This is a genomic window from Micromonospora sp. NPDC050187, from assembly GCF_044459745.1.
GTDB lineage: Bacteria > Actinomycetota > Actinomycetes > Mycobacteriales > Micromonosporaceae > Micromonospora.
Window position 1 is genome coordinate 1 of sequence record NZ_JBITJH010000048.1, and the last position, 8,881, is coordinate 8,881.

General features: G+C 73.5%; 3 protein-coding genes. All 3 read left to right on the forward strand.

The window, feature by feature from the left end; all coding sequences use genetic code 11:
* Positions 1 to 15 precede the first annotated feature (15 nt).
* Positions 16 to 2,778 carry an SDR family NAD(P)-dependent oxidoreductase gene (locus ACIBJE_RS31440; protein ID WP_396753914.1) on the forward strand — a complete coding sequence of 921 codons (2,763 nt, stop codon included), beginning with the start codon at positions 16 to 18 and terminating at the stop codon, positions 2,776 to 2,778.
* 157 nt (positions 2,779 to 2,935) lie between these two features.
* On the forward strand, positions 2,936 to 3,790 hold the full coding sequence (locus tag ACIBJE_RS31445) for a metallophosphoesterase family protein (RefSeq protein WP_396753912.1): 855 nt from the start codon (positions 2,936 to 2,938) through the stop codon (positions 3,788 to 3,790).
* A 345-nt stretch (positions 3,791 to 4,135) separates the two neighbouring features.
* Positions 4,136 to 8,881, forward strand: a 4,746-nt coding sequence (locus ACIBJE_RS31450; protein WP_396753913.1) for a beta-ketoacyl synthase N-terminal-like domain-containing protein, incomplete at its 3' end; no start/stop codon positions are given.

Here is an 8,881-nt window from a genome sequence, read left to right on the forward strand (position 1 = left end):
GCGCCTGAGGCCGAGGTGCGGGAGCTGGTCGGCGATGGTGTCGACGTGGCGGCGGTGAACGGTCCCCGTTCGGTGGTGCTGTCGGGTCCGGTGGCGGATCTGGATCGGGTGGCGGAGCTGTGCGCCGAGCGGGGTTGGCGGGCTAAGCGCTTGTCGGTGAGTCATGCGTTTCATTCGCGGTTGATGGAGCCGATGCTGGGCGGGTTCCGGGCTGCCATCGCGGGTCTGAGTTGGTCTGTGCCGAGGGTGCCGGTCGTGTCGAATCTGACCGGGCGGGTCGCGGATCCGGTGGAGATCGCGGGTCCGGAGTACTGGGTGCGGCACGTCCGGGAGGCGGTGCGGTTCGCCGACGGGGTGGCCACGCTGCATGGCCTGGGGGTGACCACGTTCCTGGAGGTGGGGCCGGATGCGACGTTGACGGCGATGGCCGCCGACACTCCGACCGACCGGACGGTGCATCTGGTCCCGGCGTTGCGGCGGGACCAGTCGGAGGCGACCGCGCTGGTCACGGCTCTGGCCCGGTTGCACGTGACGGGTACTCCGGTGGACTGGACGGGCTGGTTCACCCACACCGGTCAGCAGCCTCGGACGATCGACCTGCCCACCTACGCCTTCCAACGGCAGCGCTACTGGCTGCACGACACCCCGCCGGCCATTGCTGCCTCCTCCGCCTCCGCTTCCGCGAGCGACGAGCGGTTCTGGGCGGCGGTGGAACGGGAGGATCTGGCCGGGCTGGGGGAGGAGTTCCGGCTCGACGCGGATCAGCCGTTGAGTGCGTTGCTGCCGAAGCTGGCCCGGTGGCGGCGGGAGGGGCAGCAGCGCTCCACCGCCGACTCCTGGCGCTACCGGATCGACTGGACCGCCGTACCGGATGCCGAGCCGGCGCTGTCCGGCACGTGGCTGCTGCTGGTGCCGTACCTCGGCCTGGACGGCGCGCTGGTCACGGCCGTGACCGACGGGCTGACCGCAGCCGGCGCGGAGGTCCGCCCGGTGCCGCTCGACGGCCCGGCCGACGACCGCGAACTGGTGACGAAGGCCCTCCGCGACGTCGGCGAGGTCACCGGCGTGGTGTCGTTGCTGTCGCTGGCGGGTGCGGGCGTGGGTGAGGCGCTGGCGGTGGTGCAGGCGTTGGATATCGCTGGCGTGGGCGGTCGGGTGTGGTGGGTGACCCGGGGTGCGGTGTCGCTGGGTGCGTCCGACGGTCCGGTGGATGAGGTCGGGGCTGCGGTGTGGGGTCTCGGTCGGGTGGCGGCGTTGGAGGAGTCGCGTCGGTGGGGTGGCCTGGTGGATCTGCCGCAGGAGGTGGACGAGCGGGCTGTCCGCCGGTTCTGCGCGATGGCCACGGCCGGCACCGAGGATCAGGTTGCGGTGCGGTCGTCGGGGGTGTTCGTTCGGCGGTTGGTGCGTGCCTCGGGTGATCCGGTGCGTCGGGCCTTCCGGTTGTCGGGGACGGTGTTGGTCACCGGTGGTACGGGGGCGCTCGGTTCGCGGGTGGCGGAGTGGGCGGTCGGTGCGGGTGCCGGGCATGTGGTGTTGACGAGTCGTCGTGGTGAGCGGGCTCCGGGTGCGGCGGAGTTGGCCGAGCGGTTGCGGGCGTCGGGTGCGCGGGTGACGGTCGCCGCGTGTGACGTGGCCGACCGCACTCAGGTCGCGGCGCTACTGGACGATCTGGCCGGTCAGGGCGATCCGGTGCGGGCCGTCGTGCACGCCGCCGGGGCGGCACAGTCCGTCCCGCTCGCCGAGATGACCGCCGAGGAGCTGTCCGACGTGCTCCGGGCCAAGGTCGACGGCGCGGCCCACCTCGACGGGTTGCTGTCCGACGAACTGGACGCGTTCGTGGTGTTCTCGTCCATCGCCGGGGTGTGGGGTTCGGCGGGGCAGGCCGGCTACGCGGCGGCCAACGCGTACCTGGACGGGCTGGTCGCGCGCCGCCGTGACCGGGGTGCCGTCGGCACCGCCGTGGCCTGGGGCCCGTGGGCCGGTGCCGGCATGGCCCACGGCGAACAGCAGGAGCAGTTGGCCCGGCGTGGTCTGCCGGCGATGGATCCGGAGTTGGCGGTCACCGCGTTGCAGGGCGCCCTGGACCGGGACGACGTCTCGGTGGTCGTCGCCGACGTGGCCTGGGACCGCTTCGCCGCCTCCTTCACCGCCCTGCGCCCCAGCCCGCTGCTCGACGGCATCCCGGAGGCCGGCACCGCCGGCCAGCCCGAGACGCCGGCGGCGGATGCCGGGGCACCGCAGGCCCTGCGGGACCGGCTCGCCGCCGCCGGGGACGCCGAGCAGGAGCGCATTCTGCTCGACCTGGTACGCGGGACCGCGGCCACCGTCCTGGGGCACCGCACCCCGGCCGCGATCCGGGCCGGGCGGGGCTTCCTGGAATCCGGTTTCGACTCGCTCACCGCCGTCGAGCTGCGCAACCGGCTCACCGCCGAGACCGGGCTGACCCTGCCGACCACCCTGGTCTTCGACCACCCGACGCCGGCAGCGCTCGCCGCGCAGCTGCGCGCCGAGCTGGTGCCGCACGGGGCGGCCAGCCCGGTCGTCGCCGAGATCGAGCGGCTCGACCAGATGCTGCGCGCGGTCTCCGGGGACCGGCGCGACGACGCGGAGATCACCCGCCGGCTGGAGGAACTGGTCGCCCGGTGGCGGGGCGGCGCGGTGGCGACGGCAGCCGCTCCGGCGCCCGCCGGGGAACCGGTCGACGTGGCCGAGGACCTGGCCAGCGCCACGGAGGACGACATCTTCGACATCATCCAGCGGGAGTTCGGCAAACAGTGACCGCCAGCCACCCTAGGGGTGCGCCCTGCCCATCTAGGGGTGTGCCATCACCTGACGGGCTCCGTAGGGTCGGAGCCCGTCAGGTGGTCGTCCCCGGTCGGTACGCGGGACGGACGATGGGGTGCGCGCGGGTGCCCGGAGGTACGGGAGGTTCCGTGTGACCTACGTCCGCCAACTTCTCGCGATCAGCGACCTCCACGTCGTGTACGCGGAGAACCGCGCGATCGTCGAGGGTCTGCGCCCCGGCAACGACGGGGACTGGCTGATCGTCGCCGGTGACGTCGGCGAGTTCGTCGCCGACATCGAGTGGGCGCTCCGCCTGCTCAGCGAGCGTTTCGCCAAGGTGATCTGGGCGCCGGGCAACCACGAGCTGTGGACACCCCGGGACGACGTCGTGCAGCTGCGCGGCGAGGCGCGCTACCGGCACCTGGTCGAGCTGTGCCGCCGACTGGGCGTGGTCACCCCGGAGGATCCGTACCCGGTGTGGGATCCCGACGGCGGCGACCCCGTCCTGATCGCCCCGCTCTTCGTCGGCTACGACTACACGTGGCGGCCCCCGGGGACGTACACCCGGGAACAGGCGCTGGCGCGGGCGCACGAGACCGGCGTGGTCTGCACCGACGAGATCCTGCTGCACCCGGACCCGTATCCGAGCCGGGACGCCTGGTGCCGGGCCCGGGTCATCCAGACCGAACGGCGGCTCGACGCGGAGCGTGACGGACTGCCCACCGTCCTGGTCAACCACTACCCGCTGGTCCGCGAGCCGACCCGCATCCTGCGGTTCCCCGAGTTCGCCCAGTGGTGCGGCACCGACCTCACGGCGGACTGGCACCTACGCTACGAGGCCCGGGTAGCCGTCTACGGCCACCTGCACATTCCGCGCACCACCTGGTACGACGGCGTGCGCTTCGAGGAGGTGTCGGTCGGCTACCCGCGTGAGTGGCGTCGCCGCGCCACCGCCCCGGGCCAGCTACGGCCGCTCCTGCCGGCCCCCGTCCGGCACCTCGGCTGACCGCTCGCGCCGAAGCTGGTCCGGGACGTTCCGACCGCCCTCAGGCTGCTGTTATCCGGCCCGACCGAGGGCCCGCCAGCCACAGCTGAATGAGGGGTCCCTAGGGGTTGGGCGGCAGTTCACCGCTCAGTACCGTCCACTCACGGTAGCGGTCGGATGCCGGCATCCCGGGGTCGGAGGGTGCGGTGGCGTGCGGGTGGTCAGCGGTGAGGAACAGACATTGAAGCGGTGAGTGCACGTCCGTGTCGCCATCGGTCGCTCCCGGTCGAAGATGCCGGGCCGGATCGATGGCTTCCTCAGTGTTCGGCGGAAATCGATCGGTAGCAAGTTCCGGGCGGGTGGATCATGGCGGACGAAGAGAAGCTCCTCGAACACCTGAAGTGGGTGACCACCGAACTCCGCCAGGCGCACCGGCGCCTGCGGGAACTGGAGGACGCCGAACCCGAGCCGATCGCCGTCGTCGGCATGGCCTGCCGGTTCCCCGGCGGCGTCAGCTCGCCCGAGGAGCTGTGGGACCTCGTCGCCGCCGGCACGGACGCGACCGGGACGTTCCCCACCGACCGTGGCTGGAACCTGGCCGAGCTGTACCACCCGGATCCGGACCATCCCGGCACCTCGTACAGCGACCGGGGCGGCTTCCTGCGCGACGCCGGCCACTTCGATCCCACCCTGTTCGGCATCTCGCCCCGCGAGGCCCTCGCCATGGACCCCCAGCAGCGGCTGCTGCTGGAGACCACCTGGGAGGTCTTCGAACGCTCCGGCATCGACGCGGACACGCTGCGCGGCAGCCGTACCGGGGTGTTCGTCGGCACCGCCGGACAGGACTACGCGTCCGTCCTGCGCCGCCTTCCCGAGGGCGTCGAGGGGTACGTGCTGACCGGCACCGCCGCGAGCGTCATCTCCGGCCGGCTCGCCTACACGTTCGGCCTGGAGGGCCCGGCCGTCACCATCGACACCGCCTGCTCGTCCTCCCTGGTGGCCCTGCACCTGGCCAGTCAGGCCCTGCGGGACGGCGAGTGCACCCTCGCCGTGGCCGGTGGCGTCAGCGTGATGGCCACCCCCGGTGGCTTCGTCGAGTTCTCCCGCCAGCGTGGCCTCGCCTCCGACGGGCGCTGCAAGGCGTTCTCCGCCGACGCGGACGGCACCGGCTGGGCCGAGGGCGTCGGCATGGTGCTCGTCGAGCGGCTCTCCGACGCCCGGCGCAACGGCCACCCCGTACTCGCCGTCATCCGGGGCAGCGCCGTCAACCAGGACGGGGCCAGCAGCGGCCTCACCGCCCCGAACGGCCCCGCGCAGCAGCGCGTCATCCGGCAGGCCCTCGACAGCGCCCGACTCACTCCCGCCGATGTCGACGTCGTCGAGGCGCACGGCACCGGCACCCGCCTCGGTGACCCGATCGAGGCCCAGGCGCTGCTCGCCACGTACGGCCGGGAACGCCCGACCGACCGGCCGCTCTGGCTCGGCTCTCTCAAGTCGAACCTCGGGCACACGCAGGCGGCGGCCGGGGTGGCCGGCGTGATCAAGATGGTCATGGCGATGCGGCACGGTGTCCTGCCGCGCACCCTGCACGTCGACCAGCCCACCCCGCACGTCGACTGGACGGCCGGCGCGGTCGAACTGCTCGCCGAGGCCCGCCCCTGGCCCGAGGCGGACCGGCCCCGTCGGGCCGCCGTCTCGTCGTTCGGCATGAGCGGCACCAACGCCCACCTCGTCCTGGAACAGGCACCCACGCCCGAACCCGCGACCGACGACGCATTCTCCGCGCGGACGCTGCCGGCGGTTCCGGTCCTGCTCTCCGCCGCGAACCCCGTCGCGCTCACCGCCCAGGCTGGCCGCTGGGCGGCCTGGCTGGACAGCGACGAGGACCTGCGCCCGTTGGACGTCGCGTTCACGTCGGTCACCTCGCGGGCCACCCTGGACAGCCGGGCCGTCCTCGCCGCCACCGGCCGCGACGACCTGCTGGCCGGACTGCGCGCCCTCGCAGCGGGCGAACCGTCCAGCGCGGTGGTCACCGGTCACGCGGCCGAACGGGGTCCGCTCGCGGTGCTCTTCTCCGGTCAGGGCGCGCAGCGTGCCGGGATGGGTCGGGAGCTGTACGAGGCGTTCCCGGTGTTCGCCGCCGCCTTCGACGAGGTGTGCGGGCACCTCGACCGGGCCCTGCCGCAGCCGCTGAGGACCGTGCTGTTCGCCACCGAGGGCTCGGCCGAGGCGGCTCTGCTGGACCAGACGGTGTTCACGCAGGCCGGGTTGTTCGCGGTCGAGGTGGCGCTGTTCCGTCTGGTGGAGTCGTTCGGTGTGGTGCCCGACTTCGTGGGCGGACACTCCGTCGGTGAGATCGTGGCCGCGCACGTGGCCGGAGTGCTCTCCCTGGAGCACGCCTGCGCCCTCGTCGCCGCTCGGGGCCGGTTGATGCAGGCCCTGCCCGCCGGCGGTGGCATGCTCGCGGTCGCGGCGCCGGAGTCCGAGGTGGCCGCCTCGATCGAGGGGCTGACCGACCGGCTTGGCATCGCCGCCGTCAACGGCCCGGAAGCCGTCGTCGTCTCCGGCGCGGTCGAGGCGCTGGACGAGGTGGAGCACACCTGGCGGAAGCGGGGGGTGCGGACCCGCCGACTGACGGTCAGCCACGCGTTCCACAGTCCGCTGATGGAACCGATGCTGGCGAAGTTCCGGACCCTGCTGACCCGACTCACCTTCGCCGCGCCGGTGCTGCCGGTGGTGTCGAACCTGACCGGCGCGCTCGCCGACGGCGACGACCTCCGTACCCCCGACTACTGGGTGCGCCACGTCGTCGACGCGGTCCGGTACGCCGCCGGGGTGACCGCGCTGCGCGCCGCCGGGGTGGACACCTTCCTGGAGATCGGCCCGCAGAGCGTCCTGACCGCGATGACCGCCGACGCCCTGCCCGGCGACGACGACATCCTCGCCGTCGCCGCCCAGCGACGGGACCGGCCCGAGGTCACCGGCCTGCTGCACGCCCTCGCCGACCTGCACGTCCACGGCGTACCGGTGACCTGGACGCCCTGGTTCGCCGACACCGGCGCGACGCGGGTGGAGCTGCCGACGTACGCGTTCCAGCGGGAGCGGTTCTGGCCCGAGACGGCGACCTGGCAGGTCGGCGACGTGTCGGGTGCGGGTCTGGGCGTCGCGGGGCATCCGCTGTTGGGCGCGGCCGTGCGGCTGGCCGGTGACGGCGGAGTGGTGCTGACGGGCCGGTTGTCGGTGTCGTCGCACGCCTGGTTGGCCGATCACGTGGTGTCGGGTTCGGTGGTGGTGCCGGGCACCGCGCTGGTGGAACTGGTGGTGCGGGCCGGCGACGAGGTCGGTGCGTCGCGGGTTCGGGAGCTGACGATCGCCGCGCCGTTGACGCTGCCCGCCTCGGGTGGGGTCCGGGTGCAGGTGCGGGTCGGCGATGCCGACGGCACCGGTGCTCGGGACGTGGCGGTGTACTCGCAGCTCGACGAGGACGCCGACGCCGAGTGGGTCCGGCACGCCGAGGGTGTGCTCGAGCCCGCGTCGGCCGACGAGCCGGTCCTGGCGGCCTGGCCGCCGGCCGGGCCGTCCGAGGTGGACCTCGCCGGCTGGTACCCGGCCTTCGCGGAGCACGGTCTGTCGTACGGGCCGGTGTTCCAGGGGTTGCGTCGGGTGTGGTCGGGTGACGGCGAGGTGTTCGCCGAGGTGGCTCTGCCGCAGGGGCCGGCGGATGTGTCGGGGTTCGGGGTGCATCCGGCGTTGTTGGATGCGGCGTTGCATCCGATCGGGTTGTTGGATGCGGGTTCGGGTTCGGGTCCTCGGGTGCCGTTCGCGTTCGAGGGTGTGCAGGTGCATGCGTCGGGTGCGCGGGTGCTGCGGGTGCGGCTGAGCCGGTCCGGTTCGGGTGTGCGTCTGGTGGCGGTGGACGAGTCGGGTGCGCCGGTGGTGTCGGTGGACTCCCTCGTGCTGCGGGAGATGGGTGCCGTCTCCGCGCCGAGCCTCGCCGACCGCTCCCTGTTCGAGGTGTCCTGGCACGTCGAGGACGTCACGCCGGCCGAGGGGCCGGCCAGCGCCGCGATCCTGACCGCCGATGCCGCCGCGCTCGGCGTCGGCCTGCCGGGAGTGCCGGCGTACGGGGACGTCGCGGCGCTGCTCGCCGCCGTCGAGGCGGGGGAACCGTCGCCGGAGGTGCTGCTGCTGCCGGTGCGGGGAGTCGCCGGGCTCCCGGTCCCGGAGGCGGTGCGGGCGCTGACGACGGACGTCCTGACGGCCGTACAGTCGTGGCTCGTCGCCGACGCGCTCGCCGACTCCCGACTGGTGGTGCTCACCGAGGGTGCGATGACGGTCGGTGACGAGGAACGGGTGACCGATCCGGCCGGCACGGCGGTGTGGGGTCTGCTGCGCTCGGCGCAGTCGGAGCACCCGGGCCGGATCGTCCTGGCCGACCTCGACCGTGGGCCCGACGCCGACACGCTGGCGGTGCTCACGGCGGTGGCCGGCGACCCGGCCCCGACCGGCGGGCAGCTCGCGTTCCGGGGCGGCACCGTGCTCGTACCCCGGCTGACCCGCCTTGCCGGCGACGCTCTGGTGCCCCCGGCGTCGGGCCTCTGGCACCTCGCGCCGGTCACGCCCGGCACGCTGGACGGCATCGACCTGGTGCCCGCCCCGACTCTCGCGCTCGGACCGGGGCAGGTGCGGATCGCCGTACGGGCCACGGGCGTGAACTTCCGCGACGTGCTGATCGCGCTCGGCATGTACCCCGATCCGGCCGCCCGGATGGGCAGCGAGGGCGCGGGCGTCGTGCTGGAGGTCGGCCCCGACGTCGACGACCTCGTGCCCGGCGACCGGATCATGGGCATGTTCGAGCCCGGCTTCGGCCCCCAGGTGGTCGCCCAGCGGGAGCGGGTGGCGAAGATCCCCGCCGGCTGGTCGTACACCCGGGCCGCCTCCGTCCCGCTGGTGTTCCTGACCGCGTACTACGCCCTGCGTGACCTGGCGGGTCTGCGGGCGGGTGAGTCGGTGTTGATCCACTCGGGTGCGGGTGGTGTGGGTATGGCGGCGATCCAGCTCGCGCAGCATTTGGGTGCGACGGTGTATGCCACGGCGAGTCCCGGTAAGTGG